This is a genomic window from Oleiphilus sp. HI0125, from assembly GCF_001635355.1.
The window spans coordinates 1-708 of sequence record NZ_LWGF01001106.1 but is presented as its reverse complement, the minus strand read 5'-3'; the positions used below and the strand labels follow the sequence as shown (position 1 = coordinate 708).

At 46.3% G+C, this 708-nt stretch carries 2 pseudogenes; both read right to left on the bottom strand.

Annotated elements, in window-relative coordinates:
* Nucleotides 1–468 (bottom strand): annotated as a pseudogene (locus A3762_RS19090) (ABC transporter permease); the annotation flags it as partial.
* A gap of 9 nt (nt 469–477) precedes the next feature.
* Nucleotides 478–708 (bottom strand): annotated as a pseudogene (locus A3762_RS27800) (ABC transporter permease); the annotation flags it as partial.

The following is a 708-nucleotide window of genomic DNA, read 5'->3' as shown; positions in this document are numbered from 1 at the left end:
GAACACCAAGCCGAACAGAACCCAACTTAGGTAAACCAACGGGTCATGCGAGAAAAAGATTTTGCCGATAACAGGAATATCGCTCAGTAGTGGAATCGTCCACGCCTGAATACCTTCGATGCCTACCCCAACGTAGCTCGCGCCAATAAAGGCACTTAAGCCAGTACCAAATATCGTTAAGGCTAAACCCGTAGCGACTTGGTTTGCGACCAGCGAAATCGCTAAGAAACCAAATAGCAATGACATACACATACCAGCAATAACTGATGCCACAAGACCCAAGCCCAAATTACCGGTGATCACTGAGGCAGCAAAACCAAGCACTGCGCCCATTAGCACCATGCCTTCTTGGCCCAAGTTCAATACACCAGACTTTTCACACACCATTTCACCCAATGCGATCAAAATAAGCGGCGTACCTGTGCGAATAGTCGCAAATAAGATGTTAGTGATTAATTCAATATCCACGACTGCCCCTTACGCCTGCGCTGTTTCTTGTTGATTGCTAGATGATTTAGTTTGAACCGGACGATCTCGAACGATGCGATATGAGATCAACAAGTCACACGCTAAGAGATAAAACAGCAACATACCTTGGAATAAGCCCGTAATAGACTTCGGAAGTGTCAGGTCCATTTGAACCATTTCACCGCCCATGTAAGTGAGTGCGAGAAGCATACTGGCAATCACAATACCGCCAGGATGCAT